The 18,165-nt window shown below is 50.9% G+C and carries 16 protein-coding genes; 3 read left to right on the top strand and 13 right to left on the bottom strand.

Annotation, left to right across the window (positions count from 1 at the left end; genetic code table 11):
- Positions 1-25: 25 nt before the first annotated feature.
- From R3E63_02475 to nadD, 7 genes are read right to left on the bottom strand one after another with little or no spacing between them, the layout of a single operon-like run.
- Complete coding sequence (locus R3E63_02475; GenBank protein ID MEZ5538828.1) at positions 26-973, bottom strand: septal ring lytic transglycosylase RlpA family protein; 948 nt, start codon at positions 971-973, stop codon at positions 26-28.
- A 57-nt stretch (positions 974-1,030) separates the two neighbouring features.
- A complete protein-coding gene (mltB, locus tag R3E63_02470; protein MEZ5538827.1) occupies positions 1,031-2,074 on the bottom strand; it encodes a lytic murein transglycosylase B in 1,044 nt (347 codons plus the stop codon).
- On the bottom strand, positions 2,074-3,216 hold the full coding sequence (gene rodA, locus R3E63_02465; protein MEZ5538826.1) for a rod shape-determining protein RodA: 1,143 nt from the start codon (positions 3,214-3,216) through the stop codon (positions 2,074-2,076). The genes mltB and rodA overlap by 1 nt, the downstream gene beginning before the upstream one ends.
- Positions 3,213-5,132 (bottom strand): penicillin-binding protein 2, encoded by a 1,920-nt coding sequence (gene mrdA / locus R3E63_02460; protein MEZ5538825.1) that lies wholly within the window; start codon positions 5,130-5,132, stop codon positions 3,213-3,215. Before mrdA ends, rodA begins: the two co-directional genes overlap by 4 nt.
- Before the next feature lie 9 nt (positions 5,133-5,141).
- Positions 5,142-5,609 carry a 23S rRNA (pseudouridine(1915)-N(3))-methyltransferase RlmH gene (rlmH, locus tag R3E63_02455; protein ID MEZ5538824.1) on the bottom strand — a complete coding sequence of 156 codons (468 nt, stop codon included), beginning with the start codon at positions 5,607-5,609 and terminating at the stop codon, positions 5,142-5,144.
- A gap of 14 nt (positions 5,610-5,623) precedes the next feature.
- Positions 5,624-6,415 (bottom strand): ribosome silencing factor, encoded by a 792-nt coding sequence (gene rsfS, locus R3E63_02450; protein MEZ5538823.1) that lies wholly within the window; start codon positions 6,413-6,415, stop codon positions 5,624-5,626.
- A complete protein-coding gene (gene nadD, locus R3E63_02445) occupies positions 6,412-7,074 on the bottom strand; it encodes a nicotinate-nucleotide adenylyltransferase (GenBank protein ID MEZ5538822.1) in 663 nt (220 codons plus the stop codon). Before nadD ends, rsfS begins: the two co-directional genes overlap by 4 nt.
- A gap of 89 nt (positions 7,075-7,163) precedes the next feature.
- Between nadD and R3E63_02440 the strand changes: the two genes are divergently transcribed.
- Entirely contained in the window at positions 7,164-7,643 is a 480-nt protein-coding gene (locus tag R3E63_02440) for a MaoC family dehydratase (GenBank protein ID MEZ5538821.1), read from the top strand.
- 60 nt (positions 7,644-7,703) lie between these two features.
- Positions 7,704-9,158: a bifunctional D-glycero-beta-D-manno-heptose-7-phosphate kinase/D-glycero-beta-D-manno-heptose 1-phosphate adenylyltransferase HldE gene (hldE, locus tag R3E63_02435; protein MEZ5538820.1), complete on the top strand. Its 1,455-nt coding sequence runs from the start codon at positions 7,704-7,706 to the stop codon at positions 9,156-9,158.
- Positions 9,159-9,168: 10 nt separating this feature from the next.
- Here the strand turns inward: hldE and R3E63_02430 are convergent, their stop codons facing one another.
- From R3E63_02430 to R3E63_02410, 5 genes are read right to left on the bottom strand one after another with little or no spacing between them, the layout of a single operon-like run.
- Positions 9,169-13,038 (bottom strand): DUF3971 domain-containing protein, encoded by a 3,870-nt coding sequence (locus tag R3E63_02430; GenBank protein ID MEZ5538819.1) that lies wholly within the window; start codon positions 13,036-13,038, stop codon positions 9,169-9,171.
- A 33-nt stretch (positions 13,039-13,071) separates the two neighbouring features.
- Complete coding sequence (gene rng / locus R3E63_02425; GenBank protein ID MEZ5538818.1) at positions 13,072-14,550, bottom strand: ribonuclease G; 1,479 nt, start codon at positions 14,548-14,550, stop codon at positions 13,072-13,074.
- A gap of 40 nt (positions 14,551-14,590) precedes the next feature.
- Entirely contained in the window at positions 14,591-15,088 is a 498-nt protein-coding gene (gene mreD / locus R3E63_02420; protein MEZ5538817.1) for a rod shape-determining protein MreD, read from the bottom strand.
- A complete protein-coding gene (mreC, locus tag R3E63_02415; protein ID MEZ5538816.1) occupies positions 15,072-15,914 on the bottom strand; it encodes a rod shape-determining protein MreC in 843 nt (280 codons plus the stop codon). Before mreC ends, mreD begins: the two co-directional genes overlap by 17 nt.
- Positions 15,915-15,969: 55 nt before the next feature.
- Positions 15,970-16,317 (bottom strand): DUF1820 family protein, encoded by a 348-nt coding sequence (locus R3E63_02410; protein ID MEZ5538815.1) that lies wholly within the window; start codon positions 16,315-16,317, stop codon positions 15,970-15,972.
- A gap of 94 nt (positions 16,318-16,411) precedes the next feature.
- On the opposite strand from R3E63_02410, the gene miaB reads away from it, so the two are divergent.
- Positions 16,412-17,746: a tRNA (N6-isopentenyl adenosine(37)-C2)-methylthiotransferase MiaB gene (miaB, locus tag R3E63_02405; GenBank protein MEZ5538814.1), complete on the top strand. Its 1,335-nt coding sequence runs from the start codon at positions 16,412-16,414 to the stop codon at positions 17,744-17,746.
- A gap of 15 nt (positions 17,747-17,761) precedes the next feature.
- On the opposite strand, the gene R3E63_02400 is transcribed toward miaB, so the two are convergent.
- The coding region (locus tag R3E63_02400) for a phosphoadenosine phosphosulfate reductase family protein (GenBank protein MEZ5538813.1) at positions 17,762-18,165 on the bottom strand (404 nt) is incomplete at its 5' end.

The raw sequence follows: 18,165 nt of genomic DNA, 5'->3' as shown, positions 1-18,165 counted from the left end.
AAAAAAATGAAAAATAATGCAGGTGTTAAAAATAAACCACTTGCGGTTTTGGCAGATTACGCTGCATCAATAATTCGCTGATGTTGTGTGTTTCGCTAGGATCTAAGGGGCCGATACGCACTTTGAAATAGCCGCCGATGTTGTCCACGCTGACGGGTTTTCCTGTCAACTGAATCAATTGGTCGCGCAGTGCGAGTGCAGAATCTTGTTGACGAAATGCACCGGCTTGTAAATAGGTATCGGTGTGTGCAGCGGGTGTTTTCTGTGGAATATCGTGTGAGTTGCTACTTATTTTGGGGGCAACAGTGGGTAGTTTTTTGCCTGTATTGGGTAAGTGGTCTTGCGCGGCTTCATGCGAGGCTTGTCGATAATTGGATGGGTCGATGGCTTCGAGCCGCACTCTGGCTGTGCCGCTGCGTACGATGTCGAGCTTCACGGCGGCAGCGTAAGAGAGATCCATGATGCGCTCGGAGTGAAATGGTCCACGATCATTGACGCGCACTATCGCTGTGCGGTTATTGGCGAGATTCGTCACGCGTACATAGCTAGGAATGGGCAATGTACGGTGAGCGGCGGTCATTTTGTACAAGTCATAAATTTCACCGTTGGATGTTTTGTAGCCGTGGAATTTTTTGCCGTACCACGACACTTTGCCCACGGCGCTATAGCCGTTGCTCTCTGGCATCACCTGATAAGTTTCGCCGAGTACGGTGTAGGGCGATTTGTTGCCAGCGGCGGTGCGTGGCTCCAGTTTCGGCACAGCATCGGGGATGTTGTCTGGATCGAGGATACGGCCATCATCGGGCATGCCGTCTTGATCCAGTGCGTAACGGCCGCCGCTACTGCTGCTACTTGAGCCACTTGTACAGCCGTTCAGTGCGAACAGTGAGAGGCTGGCGAAAATAATAAGCAGACCGCGCAGCAGTTTTGTGCGCGAGCCGTGGTGGGTAAAAGAGGTGTTCAGGTTGCTCATCACGATGGGCTCCGTGGTTTGGCGGGGCTTGCTGTGCGATCGCCTGTGCGATTGCGGTTAGTGGGAAGCGAGCTTTTTACGCTGCTGGTATTCCGCTTTGATGGCATCAGCCAGCTGAAAAGCGGCCATCGCGTACATGCTGCTGTTGTTGTAGCGCGTGATGGTATAGAAGTTGTTGAAGCCCAACCAGTATTCTGTGCCGTAGTCACCCTCTTGGCTGATCAACACAGCTTTGCGGTCATTGCCCAAGCCGCCCACCACGGGAGAGGCACCGCGCAGCGCGATGTCTTCCAGCGACAACTGTGGTTTGAAACCTGTGGTGTTGGCGAGCAAGCTGGGATCTACGCTGGCGATGGTGTTAGCGCGCACCAGCACGGGTTCACCCGTTTGCCAGCCGTGTTGTTTGAAGTAGTTGGCGACACTGGCGATGGCATCGCGGGTGTTGCTCCAGATATCGGCAAAGCCGTCTTTGTCGTAGTCAGCGGCGTAGTTGCGGTAGCTGGACGGCATAAATTGCCCGTAACCCATCGCGCCAGCATAGGAGCCTGTTAGCGCCAGTGGGTCTTTTTTCTGTTCGCGCGCCAGTAAGAAAAAGTTTTGTAATTCTTTGCGAAAAAAAGGTGAGCGTGGCGGGTAGTCAAAAGCCAAAGTGGATAGCGCATCAATTACGCGATAGCTGCCGGTGTTTTTTCCGTAACTGGTTTCGATGCCGATGATGGCGACGATCATTTCCGGTTCTACACGATAAGTATTGGAGACTTCTTGCAGGATTTGTTCGTGTGTCAGCCAAAAGTCAGCACCGTTTTCAATGCGCGCACCGGTGAGAAAAATTTTGCGGTAGTCTTTCCATGGCTTGGCTTTTTCTGCGGGTCTGGCAATTGCGTCCAAAATGGCTTGTTTTTTTTCTGCTTTCGATAGAACCGCTAATACATCGGCTTTTTTGAATTGATAGCGTGATTGCATCTCATCGGCAAATGCTTGCACATCGGGGCGTTGAGCGTAGTCACCTGCTTGCGTGTGGCTAGTGGATAGCAGTGCGGCAGACAACAAAAATAAACTGGAATGAAAGCGAGACACAATACGAGCGAGCATGTTGTTCATCAGTAAACCGGCCTTTTTTTCTCAGTGCTGATTGCCATCAAAATACCAAAACCAATCATCAAAATTACAATAGCGGTGCCGCCTTGGCTGATCAGCGGTAGAGGAACACCGACGATAGGCAACAAGCCAGCTACCATGCCCATGTTAACAAAAGCGTACAGAAAAAAAGTAATGCTGATGGTGCTGCCGAGTAATCGCCCAAAAGTTTCTTGTGCGTGCCAACTGATCCACAGGCCGCGCATCACAATCAATAAGTAGAGACAGAGCAGCACAATCACGCCGCGATAGCCCAGCTCTTCCGACAACACGGCGATGATGAAATCCGTGTGGCTTTCTGGCAAGAAATTGAGCTGTGATTGCGTACCCTGTTGCCAGCCTTTGCCGGCCCAGCCACCAGAACCTATCGCCGTTTGTGATTGGATGATGTTCCAGCCTGCGCCGAGTTTGTCGGACTCGGGATCAAACAACATCAACACGCGTTTGTGTTGGTAATCGTGCATGACAAAAAACCACATGATCGGCGCCATAGCGGCAGCGAGGGTGGCGGCGGCGGCAATGTAGGCCCAGTTGAGCCCTGCCATGAACAACACGATCAAGCCAGAGGAGAGCACGAGTATGCCGGTGCCGAGATCTGGCTGCTCTACGATCAGCACCACCGGTACCAAAATCATCACCAGCGACCAAAAAATATGCTTGAAGCGCGGCGGTGTGCTGCGATCGTGGAAGTAGGTCGCAAGCATTAATGGCAAGCCAACTTTCAGGATTTCAGAGGGCTGAAAGCGCGGCAGGCCCGGGATATCCAACCAGCGCTGCGCGCCCATCGATATCTCGCCAAAAATGGCGACGGCGATCACCAGGAGCACGCCTACGCCGTACAGCACCGGTGCAATTACACGCAACGAACTTTGGCTGATTTGCGCGACGATTAGCATGATCACAAAGCCCAAAACGAAGAAGCCGCCCTGTTTTTCCATGGCGATCAGGTGGTCTTCGGCGGCGCTGTAAAGAACGAACAAGCCATAGCCTGCGATAGCTAGCAGCAGCAGTAGCAGCACAGGGTCAATGTGCAGGCGCTGCCATCCAGTACGATGAATCGCACCGGTAGATGGGAGCTGGCGAATAAAATCATGCCCAGCGTTCATTCTTCCGCTCCGTTGTCTGGGGTGGATTCAGGCGTTGAAGCTTCCGTTGGCGTTTGCCCAAGCAGCCAAGCGTCGAACACTTTGCGTGCAACAGGGGCGGCAGCGCCTGAACCGCTGTTGCCGTTTTCAACAATCACCGCTACGGCTATTTGAGGTTTGTCCACGGGAGCAAAGGCAACAAACAGGCCGTGATCGCGCTGGCGTTCGGCGAGTTTTGCGGCGTCGTATTTTTCATTCTGCGCAATGCCCACCACCTGCGCCGTTCCCGTTTTACCTGCCACGGTGTAGGGCACGCCTAAAAAGGCTTTGCGCGCCGTACCGCGCGGCCCTTGTGCCACTTCGTGCATGCCGCCAATGGCGACATCCCAGTTGCGCGGGTTATTCAGCAAGATGGGTGGATCAAAGGTGGGGAGTACATCGACGCCGTCTATTGCTTTGACCAAATGTGGCCGTATGCGTATACCGCGCCGCGCCAGCGTGGCCGTGGCCTGTGCTAGCTGCATGGGCGTGGCGAGGTGGTAGCCTTGGCCAATGCCTGCATTGATGGTGTCACCCGGATACCACGCCTGTTTGAAGCGTTTGCGCTTCCATTCGCGCGAGGGCAGCACGCCTTTGCGTTCGCCGCTGAGATCCACTTGCGTCGGTTGGCCGAGATCAAAAGGGGCTAGAAAATCGTGCATACGATCAATGCCCATGCGGTGGGCGAGCTGGTAGAAATAGATATCGCAGGACTGTGCGATAGCGAGGTGCGCATTGATGCCTCCACCGTGCCCTCCTTTTTTCCAGTCGCGAAATTTGCGCGTTTGACCCGGAAGCTGGAAGTAGCCAGGGTCCGCGAATTGCGTCTCTGGTGTCACCACGCCGCTTTCTAAACCTGCCAACACGAGGAGAGGCTTGATGGTGGAGCCAGGAGGATATTCACCGGCGATTATACGGTTGAGCAAAGGAAGGTCGGGCGAATCGCGCAGTGCGCCATAATCCTTACCGCTGATGCCAGCAACAAATAAATTGGGATCAAACGAAGGATTACTCACTGCGGTGACCACACCGCCGGTGTTCACATCAATCGCCACCACTGCGCCACGCCTACCCGCTAAGGCCTCAACGGCAGCGCGCTGCATGCGCACATCAAGGTACAGCGTGAGTGTTTTACCGCGCACCGGATCTTTGCGATCCAGTGTGCGCAAAATGCGTCCACGCACATCGGTCTCAACATTCTGCGCCCCCGGTATACCTAATAAAGTTTTTTCGTAATATTTTTCGATGCCGACTTTGCCCATCGAAAAAATACCGTAATAGCTTTCCTCTTCTCCTTCCTCTTCAATTTTCCGCAACTCTTTTTCGTTGATGCGGCCCACATAGCCGATGCTGTGTGCAAATAAATCACCAAAAGGATAATCGCGCACCAACTCGGCAGTGACTTCCACGCCAGGGAGGCGATAGCGATTCACGGCAACCAAAGCAATTTGTTCATCGTTGAGATTGCCGCGCAACATCACGCCTTCAAAAGGGCGCTGTCTGCGTTTGAGGCGATCGCGAAAACGCGCAATTTCTGCATCATCCAATTGCAAAACTTGTTGCAGTTCGCGCAGCGTGTAATCCATGTCTTGCACGCGCTCTTTGATAATTTCCAGCGTGAAACTCGGCTTACTTTGCGCCAGCACAGTGCCTTCTAAATCTTGAATCACACCGCGCGCAGGTGGAATGGCCATGGTGTGAATGCGGTTGGCGTCCGACTGCGTGGTGAAGTGATCATTGCGCACAATTTGCAGCAGGTAATAACGCGCGAGCAATACGATGGCGAGCAAAAAAATCAGCACGACAACAAATTTCAATCGCCCAGCAAACAAGCTGCGCTCGCTGCTTTTATTTTCTGACAGCAGCGTTTGTGCGTAATGTGAAGAATGCGTGGCCACGGCAAAAAATCAGCGGTGGTAGGGGTGATTGTTGAGCAGCGACCAAGCGCGATACAGCTGCTCGGCCAACACAATGCGCACCAACGGATGCGGCAGCGTTAAACCCGATAGCGACCAACTTTCTTGCGCGCGCGTAATGCAAGCGGAGGAAAGACCGTCAGGCCCGCCGATTAAAAAGCTGGTGTTGCCACCTTGCATTTGCCAAGTGCGCAGTGCGTCTGCCATCGATGCGGTGGTTTGTGGTTTGCCGGGGATGTCTAGCGCAATCACGCGTTCTTGAGCGGGAATCGCGGCGAGCATGGCTTCGCTTTCTTTCTCAATCGCGCGCGCGGTGTCTGTGTTTTTGCCGCGTGTCGCCAGAGGAATTTCACGCAACGACAGAGAGCAGTCACGCGGCAGGCGTTTGGCGTAATCCTCGTAGCCTGCCTGTACCCATGACGGCATACGCGTGCCGACAGCGACGAGCGTGAGTTTCATCGGTGCTTAGTCGATCAAGATTTTTTAGGTGCACGCGGTTTGCTGGTAGCACTTTTGCTGACCGCTGGTTTTTTGGCTGCTGGCTTTTTAATAGCTGGCTTTTTGCTGGCCGCGACAGGTGCTGATTTAGCGGTTGCTGGTTTGCGCGTACCGGTTTTGGCGTAAGTGCCAGCTTTGGCGGGTGCTGCTTTTGTCGTTGCTGTATTTTTTGCGACGGGTTTTTTAGCGACAGGCTTCGTAGCGGCTTTTCTTCTGCGCGCTTTGCTGGCATCCGATTGGCTGACAAGCACATCGCTGTCTTCTTTTTTGCGCGTTGTGGTTTTTGCTGTTTTCGCGCGCGAAGGTGCCGAAGGTTTTTTCGCAGCGACAGGTTTTTTTGTACTGGCTGTTTTTGTCGCAGTTGTTTTTTTGGCTGCCGATTTTTTTGCGGGTTTGATGCTGCTGATATCAATAGTGCTGCTAGTACCTGGAATCAACCACAGTTTTTCCAAATCATAAAAACTGCGCGTTTCCGGTTGCATGACATGCAATACCACATCGCCGAAATCGACCAGCGCCCATTCGCCATCGTCTAAGCCTTCGGTGCCGAGTGCACGCATACCTTGTTTTTTAGTTTCTTCGGCCGCGTGCTGTGCAATACCGCGCACTTGGCGATTGGAAGAGCCGCTGGCGATGATCAGCGTGTCCATCACATCCGATAAATTTGTCACATCAATGATGAGAATATCTTGCGCTTTGAGATCTTCTAAAGCGTTGATGATGATCGACAGCAGTGAAGGATTTGTGGCAGTAGATTTCTTTTTCATGGGATGTTTTGTATCTCGTCAGAGGCGTAGAGTTGGTGGTTGAGAATGTATTGCCAAACACGCGCGGGTAAACCATCCGGTTTGTGTGATTGCGCACTGCGCTGCGTCAGTTGTTTGCGAATGCTGGTGGAGGAAAAAGGTTGCGGTGGCAAAGCCATGCGCAGCCATAATCCGTGTGCACGGCATTGTAGCTGATCGGGCTGCTCCGCACGGGTTTGTGTTGCCAGCCAAGCCGCCACTTCTGCACTGGGCTGGCTGGGTAGGTCTGGGCGATCAATCACCACCAAGTGCGCCAATTGCAGCAGCGATTGCCACGCTTTCCACTGCGCCAAACCGGCGAGTGCATCCGTACCCAAAATCCAAATCAGCGGCACTTGCTCTCCCAACTCACCGCGTATTTCGCACAAGGTATCGACGGTGTAGGAGGGCGGTGGGCGACGCAGCTCGCGCTCATCAATCGTCAGCGCTGAGTAGTCTTGTATTGCACAGCGCAGCATCGCCAAGCGGTGATGGTCAGCAGTGCCTGCGGATTTCAAGGGTGAACGGGCGGCGGGCAGCAGTGCGGCTTGTTTGGCATGGAGTGCAACGCGCACTGCTTCGGCTGTCGCTAAATGTCCTGTGTGGATGGGGTCAAAGCTGCCGCCAAACAGAATATGCATGGGAATCCAACAAAAGGCTTTGCGCGATTATAGCGGTGCACACTGCTAGAATTGCTCGCTTATTCTTATGCGCTGGGAGAAAACCGTCGATGCAACAGCTATCAGTACAACAGTATCGTTTTGATGATGTGGCAGCATTACAAACTTTGGTTTCCGATCAGTGGGGCGAGTGGAGCAATGCATTCACGGTGACGCAGGAAATTATTCAGCAGTTTGCTGATCTCACCAATGATCACAACTGGATACATTTGGATGTCGAACGCTGCAAAAAAGAAAGCCCATTTGGCGCGCCGATTGCACACGGTTTTCTCACGCTGGTTTTAATGGCGCAGATGCGTATTCCGCCTTCGTATGAAATTGTTGGCTATCGCAATGCTGTGAATTATGGCGTCAACAAAGTGCGCTTCACCGGCAATGTGCCAGCGGGTTCAACCATTCATCAACACATGCGTGTTGCCAGTGTTGAAGGTGGGCCTAAAGGCACACAAATGACTTTAGCAGGTGCGATTCATATCGTCGGCCAAGACAGGCCGGCAGTGGTGTATGAAATGGTCATGCTGTACATGTAATGTGCACTGGTAATTTTTGAAAAGATTTTGAAAAAAAATTTTTGCGGAAAGTAAAACGGTATGCCTAGCGATAAACAATGGATTTCCCCGCCACAATTTAACGGTGCACAAGTATTGGTCGTGGGCGATGTGATGTTGGATCGCTATTGGCACGGCGCAACCGCGCGTATTTCACCTGAAGCGCCAGTACCCGTTGTGCAAGTGCAGCAGCGCGAAGATCGCGCGGGCGGCGCAGGCAATGTCGCGCTCAATATTGCCGCACTGGGCGGCGGTGTTTCGCTGCTCGGTTTAGTGGGCGCGGATGAAGAAGCCAAAATTTTGGCGCAGCGTTTGCAGGCGGCGCAGGTACATTGCGATTTTGAAACCGTCGCCACGCACCCAACCATTACCAAGTTGCGCGTCATCAGCCGTCATCAACAATTATTGCGCATGGATTTTGAAGAAAGTTTTTCTGCGCAAGACAGTGCTGCATTAGCCTCTCGTGCAATTCCATTGTTTAACCATGTCGGTGTGGTGGTGTTATCCGATTACAACAAAGGTGCGTTGCACGATGCGCCTGCAATGATTGTCGCTGCAAAAAAAGCTCAAAAAATGGTGCTGGTGGATCCCAAAGGTACAGATTTTGCGCGTTATCGCGGCGCGACACTGCTCACGCCCAACTTGCATGAATTTGAAGCAGTTGTTGGTGAATGCAGTGACGAACAAACGCTGGTGCAAAAAGGCTTGGCGTTAATCGAGCAGTTGGATTTACAGGCGTTGTTGGTCACGCGCGGTGAACACGGCATGACACTGTTGCAGCGCAACGCGGAACAACATCCGCTGCATTTGCCGGCGCAAGCACGCGAAGTGTTTGATGTCACGGGCGCAGGTGACACCGTGATTGCAACGCTGGCTATTGCACTTGCCGCCAACATCGCGCTGCCGCAATCGGTGGCGTTGGCAAATGTCGCAGCGGGCATTGTGGTCGGCAAATTGGGTACGGCTACCATCAGCGGGCCCGAGTTGCGTCAGGCACTGCGTCAAGCGCATGGCGTGGGTCGCGGTGTGATGACAGAAGATCAATTGCAAATTGCTTTGGATGATGCACGCAACAACGGCGAAAAAATTGTGTTCACTAACGGTTGTTTTGATTTATTGCATCCGGGGCATGTGACTTATTTGGAAGATGCTAAAAAACTTGGGCAGCGTTTGGTCGTTGCTGTAAATTCTGATGCGTCGGTGAAGCGCTTGAAAGGCGAAGGTCGCCCGATTCAATCGGCTGAAAGTCGCATGGCAGTGCTCGCAGGCTTAGAAGCGGTGGATTGGGTGGTGGTATTTGAGGACGACACGCCTGAGCGTTTGTTGCAGTTGTTAAAGCCGGATGTATTGGTTAAAGGCGGCGATTACAGCGCCGATCAAGTCGTCGGTGCGCCTATCGTTCGCGCTTACGGCGGTGAAGTAAAAGTGCTGTCCTTTGTCGATCAGTGTTCGACGACTTCCATCGTCAAAACGATTTTGTCGCGCCACAATCCGTAATCATTTTTTATTATAATAATTTTTTGACAACGGATTCTTCTTTCTTTTTGTTTTTAGGTTTTTCTTCCAGCGGCGCAATGCGCTCAAATTCTATTTTGGGTTCGCTGGACGGGCCTGTGATGCGATAGCTGAGGCTGCTGAGCGTACTAATTTGTTTGTCAAAAATTTTGCTGGCGACATATACGCCAGCAGCAGCGGGTAAGCCACCGGCGAGTGCGGCAATCCAAGTGGCATTATTGCCAACAGGGAGTGTCGCAATTAAACGCAGATCCAATACATTGCTTTCTAACAATACTTTTCCGCTGAGTTTGAAGGTGCTGGATGGGCTTTCAATTTCCAGAGGTTCAACAAAGCGCATTTCACCTTTGCCAAATAATATTTTCCCCTTGTATTCATCAAAGCTGATGCCGTCATTGCTTAGGTCGGAAAAATCCAATTGTAGGCGACGCAACCATGTGGTGATGTTGACGATGCTCAGTGCGTGCAGCGCAATATTGGGTTTGGCTTGTAAATATTTTCCGTCGCGCCCTTCTGTATAAACGCTGCCAGCCATTGTGTTGATATCGATATCTTGTGGTGCGCCAGGCCAAGAAAGATCAGCAAAGATAGAGACGCGTTTGCCGATAATAAAAGGATCGATGCCTAAATGTTCTAGCACGGGCTGCTCGCCAGACATTTGCAACAAGCCGTGAAATTCGCTGCTGGTGCTGCCATCCGGTTTTTGATGCCACAGCAGTGTGCTGCCATTGAGTCCGCTGCCATCACGCAGCCAGTAGCCTTTGCCAACAACCTTTAGGTTGTTGAGTTGTAGCGTAGTTGGTGTGCTGCGCAACGCTGTACTAATGCTACCTATATCCATTGCATCAACAATTAAATGATCAATTTTTATGTTGAGTGCTGGAATAGTAGAAAAGTCGATATTATTTTGTGTTGCCTTGTTTAAATTGCTGTCGTTATTTTTTGTTTTACTGCGATTGATCGTTAAAGTATCAACAATAACATCCGGTGTTTTCCCTGAATCGTAAAAGAGAATTTTTCCCTGTGCTTCTTTGGTGTTGATTGATAAGTTCCATGCTGAGTTGTTGTGATCGGCATTAACGGCAAGCGAAGAAAATACAAAGTCTTTCCATGTTGCATTGTTGGCAGTGAGTGAAATAGAGGGGAAAATTGTGTTGCCTGTGTTGTTGGATTGGCTGCCGATAAGCTTGTTGTAACTCGCCACCATGTCGATCCACTGTTGGATGTCGGCATTGGATAAGTTGCCGTGAATAAGCAACTCTCCACTATTTTCAATGGCGTTTAAGTTGCTTGTATTGGCGGTGTCTCCGAGCAATTGAATGTCACCGCCGGTGAGGCTTCCTTCGTGTGCAGTCAGTGTGCCAGTAATGAGTTGATCATAATTAAAGCGATAGCGTTGTCGGCTATTGCTTAGTAAATCAACCGTCATAGTAAAAGGAGCAGCTTCGCCGGTATTTTTTGTGAATGGCTCTGGCAAAACAGCAGAGATTTGTTTGAGCTGGCTGTTAACTTGTACTTGTCCGATGCGCTCAGAGTTTTTCTGATGATTAAATGGCCCCAGTTGTACGCCAATGGAATAATCGGCAGAACCTGTTAGCATTTTAAGTGGAGTGATATTTGCCCACGCGGCGATATCGCTCATGTTTGCGCTGCTATTGGCTGCAATTTGAATGGTTGATCCTTGCGTTGATTTTTTGCTATCGATTGTTGCAGTAACGACTTTGTTAAATAGCGTGGCTTTGATGGCTGGGGCTTGTAAGCCGTTGGTCGAGTCGTAACTGAGATTGCTGTTGACATCGCGAAACGGTAAACGCAAATCCTGCATATCGAGTTGTGTGTTGCTGAGCTGCAATTGCACATTCTCAGTTTGTGGCAGCGTTGCGCCAGAGAGCGGGATTTGTAATTGCAAAGCGGTATTCAGGTTGCCTTGCGTAATTTTCCATGCATCCATACCGTTGCCGACTGCTTGGTGCAAAGGTGATTCGCGCAACAAACGCAAACCGTCATCGGGTGAGCCGTGTGCACGACCGTTGATGCCGAGCACCGTGCCTGGATGTTGCTCTTGTACGGTAATTTGTGCGGCATCAATCACGGTGTTGTACAGCGTGGCGTGTTGTGCGCGAATTTCAGCGTTGTGGTTGTCTACCAAAATATGCGCGTCAATGTTTTTCAGTGGCGGCCATTCAGGATGAAACTCCAATTCGCCTTTTTGAATATTGCCGTAAAACTGCACCGCGCCTTCTTTGGTTTCACCGTGACTTAAACCACTGCGGTATAAAAATCCGGCATCGGATAAATCTGCCTCTTTGATACTGCTGTCTAACCATGCCAATAAATCTTTTGGCAAAATGTAAGGGATAAGCATATTGCGGTATTTGGCTTTGCTGTTGCGCAAGCCAATCGATAAATACAATTCGCTGTGAAAATCCGCGCCGTGAAGTGGTAAATGCAGCCAAAAATTGCCGCGTGCTTCACCGGGGTCGCCGGATAAACTGGCGTAATCACTACCCACTAAAACAGTTTTTTCTTCAGGCTGCCAATGCCACTGCACGCGCCCTGCTGCACGCTGAAACACAATCGGTTGGTGATACACATCAGGGTAGAGCATCGAAAAGCCGTTATTGCTATCCAGATCAATAAAGCCGTAGCCGATACCACTTTGTAGATAACCGCTAACACCGGTAAATGCCGGCACGCCAGACCATGGGCCGCTGCTGATGTTGTCGGCGTTGGCTTGCAACTTCATACGCTCAGTCAAGGGTTTGCTGTTGTCCCATGCGATATCAAGATTGCGTAAATATCCATTGAGATGCAGTGAAGAAAATAGCTCCTTGAGTTCGCCTTCGGGTAAAAAAGGCAATAGTTTTACAGTGCTATCCAGTGATAGCGCAGGCGTTTGTATTCGCCATTTTTGCAAATGGTTGTTGTTGAAAAGAAGGCGAACTGTAGAGAGTAATGTGTCGTCGGCCAGCGATAGTGATTGAATATCGATATAGCTGTCGCCGTGTTTGCGCCACTGGCCACTGAGTGTGCTGTTGATTTCTGGTGGGATGGTGATATCGCCAATGGTTTTACTATTCGATGGCGAGAGTAATTTAAGTTTTGCAGTGAAGTCTGTTTGTTGCATGCCATCCCATTTCAGCCACGCTTCACCACTGGCGGTGCTGTTTTGTGCCAGTGTGGGTATCCAATCATTGAGTGCTAAATTGTCCGTTTTTATGTAAAGCAGGCCTTGGCTTTCGCGCAGAGAATCGCCAGAGAAACGACCGACGGCAGATAAACTTTGTGCGTTGTTTCCTTGCAGGCGCAAAAAGAATTTCTTATTGATCATGCCCTGCTCAACACGAAAATTATCAAGCTTTACTGTTTTTTGCCAGCCTTGTCGCTGCAGAGTGATGGCGATATTTTTTATTTGGGTGTCATTATTAAAGAGGCGGTTGATGAAACGCCAATCGCGTTCTAAATCGGGTGGGGTGGTGCTGCTGTTTTCTGGCAAGGTATAACGAATATCAGCTTGTTGCAGTTTTAAGCTATCCATTACCGGCGTGCGCTGTAATAGACTTTGGAGTAGGTTGATGGTGAAGAAAACTTTGTGCAGTTCTACATGTGCATCTGCTGTGTCAATGGTGAAGCGTTCGGCACTCACCTCGGGATAAATAGAAACCCATTTAACTTGTAGTTGTGCCGCATCAATTTGTGCGCCTGTGTGCTGATTGATGTATTGCAGAAATTGCTTGTCAGCGAGATCAGTGCGCGGCAGGGCTTCGCGCCCAATAATAATCAGTGAGGCGGCGACAATAATGCCAAGAGCAATGCTGTACCAAAGCCCATTGAGCAATTTCAATGCTATCCGCCGCGCCATTTGCTTTACTCGGTCGCGAGCAGAGTGAGAGTGTTACAGCGGAACGATGTCATATTGTTCACGGTTGTATGCAGATTCAACGCGAAAGCGAATCGATTTTTTGGTGAGGTCTTCAATGTCAGCCATGCTGGCGGAGTCTTCATCAAGTAAACGATCAATCACTTCCTGTGAGGCGAGAACCAAAAGCTGTTTGCTATCGTAAGTGCGTGCGCCACGCAAAATTTCACGCATGATTTCATAACACACCGATTCAGCCGATTTCAAAATGCCGCGCCCTTGGCAGACAGGGCAGCTTTCGCACAGAGTGCGGCTCAAACTTTCGCGTGTGCGTTTGCGCGTAATTTGCACTAAACCTAATTCTGAAATACCGGTCAGTGAGATTTTGGCGGGATCTTTCTCGATGGCTTTTTCTAGTGCGCGCAGTACCTGTCTTTGGTGTTCGGCATCTTGCATGTCGATAAAATCAACAATGATGATGCCGCCTAAATTGCGCAAACGCAGTTGGCGCGCCAGTGCAGTCGCTGCTTCTAAATTGGTTTTGAATAGCGTCTCTTCTTGATTGTGATGGCCGAGAAATGCGCCGGTATTGACATCAATCGTCGTCATCGCCTCGGTTTGATCGATGATCAAATAGCCGCCGGATTTTAAGTTGACGCGCCGCTCCAAGGCTTTTTGAATTTCCTCCTCTACGCTGTAGAGATCAAAAATAGGGCGCTCGCCATCGTAGTGCTCGATCATGCTGCGCGCGCCCGGCTCGTAGTCGGCAGCAAAGCGTACTAACCGCTCGTACTCTTCACGAGAATCTATGCGCACTTTTTCTACGCCGGGTTTTACCGCATCGCGCATGGTGCGCAGAAAAAGCGGCAAATCGTTGTACACCACATTGGGCACAGAAAAAGAGCCTAATACAGGTTTTAATTCATTCCATAGTTTTTGCAAAAACAAAGCGTCCGTTTGTATTTCTTCGGCTAAAGCATTTTCAGCGACTGTTCGTACAATAAAACCGCCAACACTATCGCTGTTGTCGGTGGGTAAGCAGGATTCAACGATGCGAAGTAAGCGTTCGCGTTCTTCTTCGTTTTCAATTTTTTGGGAGATGCCGATGTGCGTGGTGTAAGGCATGTACACCAAAAAGCGCGATGATACCGAGAGGTGTGTTGTAAGGCGCGCACCTTTAGAGCCGATCGGTTCTTTGATGACTTGTACAATTAAGTTTTTGCCTTCGTGCACCAGTGTGCGAATGTCTGGCACCGTGACTTTGCGATGTTCCATGCCGTTTTCATCGAGTGTCACAATGTCGGCAGCGTGAATAAATGCTGCGCGATCAAGTCCGATATCAACAAACGCCGCTTGCATGCCGGGCATCACACGCACGACTTTGCCTTTGTAAATATTGCCCACCAAACCGCGTTTTTCTGCGCGCTCGATGTACACCTCCTGCAGTACGCCGTTATCAACAACGGCGACGCGTGTTTCCATCGGTGCAACATTGATCAGAATTTCTTCGCTCATGATTTTTGTCAGTTAGGAATTAGCTGCACTATAGCTGTGATTAGGCTCGATGCGGACGGCGCGAGTAGCCGTGTTCTAACAAGTTGAGCGCCAGAAAACAAATAGGCCAGCATACCGTGGTGGCAATGATGGGAGCCGGCAGTAGCAATGAAGTTTCCGCATGGCGCAGCAGTTCAATCAAATTGCCGATGATTTGGTATAGCGTGCACAGTGCGCCAACAGCGAGCGCTTGCTGCCATAAGGCAAACGATCGCAAGCGTTCGGCCAGTAATTGCGTGAGATAAGCTGTCAGCACTAAAGCTAGCCCGTGCGTACCCAAAGCGGTACCTGCGATGCCGTCACGCAGTAGCCCTATGATGAGCGCCCAGCCACTGCTCATGCGCGGCGGCCTCTGCATCATCCAATACAGGGTGACGGCAACAATGGCATCGGGAGCAAGCTCCCTCACTGAAGGCGGTAACGGCCAAAACTGCCAGAGAAACGCAAAAATAAAGCTGGTGGGAACTAGCCACCAGTAGCGATCAGGGTTGAGCAGCATTGGCTTCTGCGCTCGTGCTGCTGGCTGCAGGCGGCGTAATTTTGGCTTCGGGGCGATAGACCAGCAGCAATTGCTGCAAGCGGTCCAACTGCGCTAAAGGCTTTACGACTACGCGCAGGAATGAAGCAGCATCGTCGTACTCAATACGCGTCACTTCACCAACGGGATAGGCCGGCGGGTAGCGTCCACCCAACCCCGAGCTGACAATCAAATCGCCCTGCTTGATATCGGTGGTAGGTACCAGATTGCGGATGTACAGCTCATCGAGCCGCCCGCTGCCTTCGGCAATGCCGCGTACGCCGTTGCGGTTGACCTGTATCGGCACGGCGTTACTGGTGTCGGTGATCAGCAAAATATGAGCAGTGTGCTCGGAAAACTCGGTCACGATGCCAACCAAGCCGTGTGCATCCAGCGCGGGCTGCCCTTCAAACACGCCATCGGCTTTGCCCCGATTGACTACCATTTCCATTCGGCGCGGATCCGACGACACGCCCAGCAAGCCAGAGACCAGCGCAGAGTCATCCAGCATCTCGGTGGAGTTCAGCAATTCTTTGAGGCGTGCATTGTCGGCTTGTAGTGCTGCCATACGCAGTACATTGCGCTGCAGGATGAGGTTCTCGTGCTCAAGGGCGCGATTGCGTTCTTCTAGCTGCACACGGCTGCTGAAAGTGTCATCGAACCAATGTAGCGCTTGCGAGGGAAAGTTGGTGAGCCAGTACAGCGGGCGCGCCACATGGTCAGACAGCAGCGAGCGCATGCCAACCAAGGCTTCTGGGCGAAAATAACCCACACCGAGCAGCGCCAGTGCCACCACAATAGGTGGCAAGAAGCGAGCAGTGATTGAGCGTCGGCTGGAGAAAATCCGTTTGATAACGCGCCCCTTACTCGTCGGAGTCTGGCATCAGCCCAGGCAGGGGGCGTGGCGTAAACGGAAAATGCGTGACATTGGAGCCAGGCTTCACTTCTGTCATACGCACGGGGCCTTCTTTTTCCACCTCGTCGATGCGCACGATGGCGTGCAGGGGAATAAAGCTGCGTTTTACACCGTTGAACTCATTTTTCAGCTTTTCTTCCGCAGGATCGACGATCATCGCCGACTTTTCGCCGAAAACATAATCTTCAATTTCGATGAAGCCGTAGAGATCGCTCTGGAAAATCTGGCGAGCGTACAGCTCAAACACCTGACTTTGATTGACGAAAACGACTTTATAGAGAGCTTGCTTGGCCATGATGCTTGCCGAGGTCTTGCGAGGGTGCGACAGGATACCAGAGCGAGGCAGCCTGTATAATGCCGAACCCCCGAAACACCCTAGAAAAGACGCTATGAGCAAGCTGTATATCGAAACCCACGGTTGCCAAATGAACGAGTACGATTCCACGCGTATGGGGCAGCTGTTGTCGGATAGCCATGACTTGCAGTTGACCGATGATCCGGCGCAAGCTGATGTCATCTTGCTCAACACCTGTTCCATTCGTGAGAAAGCACAGGAGAAAGTGTTTCATCAGTTGGGGCGTTGGAAAAATCTGAAAAAAGATCGTCCCGAATTGATTATTGGCGTCGGCGGTTGTGTGGCGAGCCAAGAGGGTGAAGGCATCGCCAAACGCGCACCGTTTGTTGATTTAGTGTTTGGCCCACAAACACTGCATCGTTTACCGGAAATGATTGATCAGCGCCGCTCATACGCGGATGCAAAAACCACCGTTGTCGATATCAGTTTTCCTGAAATTGAAAAATTTGATCGCCTGCCGTTGCCAGAAGCCGACGGTGTTTCTGCGTTTGTTTCCATCATGGAAGGTTGCAACAAATATTGCACTTTTTGCGTTGTGCCTTACACGCGCGGCGAAGAAGTCAGTCGTCCATTAACCGATGTGTTGGTGGAGATTGCACACTTGGCAGCACAAGGCGTGCGCGAAGTGAATTTGTTAGGGCAAAATGTCAACGCGTGGCGCGGCAACAAGCCCGATGGCAGTGCTGCAGATTTTGCTGATCTATTGTTTTGTGTGGCGGCGATTGAAGGCATTGATCGCATTCGCTACACCACTTCGCATCCCGTTGAATTCACTGATAGCTTGATTGATGCCTACGCAGAAATTCCAGAATTAGTCAGTCATTTGCATTTGCCGGTGCAACACGGTTCTGATCGTATTCTTGCGGCGATGAAGCGTGGTCACACAGCCATTGAATACAAATCAAAAATTCGTCGCCTGCGTCAAATTCGCCCAGACATCAGCATTTCATCCGATTTTATTGTCGGTTTTCCTGGCGAAACGGAAGATGATTTTGCCAAAACCATGAAGCTGATTGACGATGTGGGTTTTGATACTTCGTACAGTTTTGTTTACAGCGCACGCCCTGGCACACCGGCGGCGAATTTGCCGGATGACACGCCAGAGACTGTAAAAAAAGAGCGCTTGGCGATTTTGCAGCAGCGCATTACCAACAATGCGCAGATGATTGGTCGTCAGATGGTTGGTACCACGCAGCGCATTTTAGTCAGCGGTTTCTCGAAAAAAGATCCGGGGCAGTTGCAAGGTCGCACAGAAAATAATCGCGTGGTAAATTTTAGTTCGACAGATACCGCGTTGATCGGTCAATTTGTCGATGTGGTGATTACTGAATCGCTCGTTAATTCTATGCGTGGAGAGTTGGCGCGCTAGTTGTTGAAAGTGTGGTTAGAGGTGTAAACCGCACTCAGTTTTGGCTTTGCCCGCCCAACGACCTTTTCTACCTTCACCGGGCTGCGTGCAATGCGAGCAGCCAATCGAAGCATAGCCCTGAGCAACCAAAGGGTGTACCGGCAACTGGTGTTCGGCGATATACGCATCTAATTCTGCACGCGTGACATCAATCATCGGATTGAATTTGATGATGTTGTGGCTCTCTTCGAAGATGTGCAAATCCGCACGAAAATCGGTTTGCCAGCCCATCAAATTGGATACCCACACATCGTAATTACCTTTGATGTTATCCAATGGTGAAACCTTGTTGATCGAGCAACAAAAATCAGGATCGGTTTCGTACAGTTTTTCTTTCTGGCTGTATTCGTGCTGATAGTCATCGGGGCGCAAGTTCACCA

Source organism: Pseudomonadales bacterium (genome assembly GCA_041395665.1).
Taxonomy (GTDB): Bacteria; Pseudomonadota; Gammaproteobacteria; order Pseudomonadales; family UBA7239; genus UBA7239.
This window is presented reverse-complemented; position numbering and strand designations above follow the sequence as displayed.